Source organism: Psychrobacter sp. UBA2514 (assembly GCF_002341255.1).
Lineage (GTDB): Bacteria > Pseudomonadota > Gammaproteobacteria > Pseudomonadales > Moraxellaceae > Psychrobacter > Psychrobacter pacificensis.
Map to the genome: position 1 here is coordinate 3,045 of NZ_DDNS01000004.1, position 773 is coordinate 3,817.

General features: G+C 41.8%; 1 protein-coding gene. It reads left to right on the forward strand.

Annotated features, from left to right (window positions below):
- Positions 1-513: SDR family oxidoreductase (locus tag B3V51_RS01330; RefSeq protein WP_286707836.1), on the forward strand; the 513-nt coding region annotated here is incomplete at its 5' end.
- Between the last annotated feature and the right edge of the window lie 260 nt (positions 514-773).

Below are 773 nucleotides of genomic sequence, written 5' to 3' on the forward strand. Positions count from 1 at the left end.
GGTATCCAGATTATCAATCCTATCCATAAAATGACGTTTGATGACTGGAAAAAAATGCTCGCTATTCACTTAGATGGCGCTTTTTTGACCACTAAAGCTGCGATTAAGCACATGTATAAAGGCAATAAGGGCGGCACGGTCATCTACATGGGCTCAGTACACTCGCATGAAGCGTCACTTTATAAAGCACCTTACGTCACTGCCAAGCACGGCCTGCTAGGACTGTGCCGCGTACTTGCAAAAGAAGGTGCTGAGCATAATGTGCGCGCACATGTGATCTGTCCTGGGTTTGTCAAAACGCCTTTGGTCGAAAAACAAATACCGCAGCAAGCAAGCGAGAAAGGTATTAGTGAGGAATCTGTCGTTAATGACATTATGCTAGTAAATACTGTCGATAAAGAGTTTACAACGGTAGAGGATATTGCTCAGTTGGCACTATTCTTAGCGGCGTTTCCCAGTAATGTGTTTACAGGACAATCTATCGTTGCCAGTCATGGCTGGTTTATGAATTAATAGACAAATATTGCGCCTATTATAATAGAACAAACCAGTAGGTCAGACCTACTGGCGTTGTGGTTTTTTTATGCGTCCAATTCAGCTACACTGTCACGATAAAAGGTTTGGCTAAAATGGTCACTGGTTTTATCGTTTGATCAATAGGAGACGATATGAATTAAGCCATGTACCAAACTCATCCACTTGTATAGGCAATAATAATAGCTATGTTCAACTTTATGAAGAAAAAAACCACCAAAACCGAAACACCGCAGCAG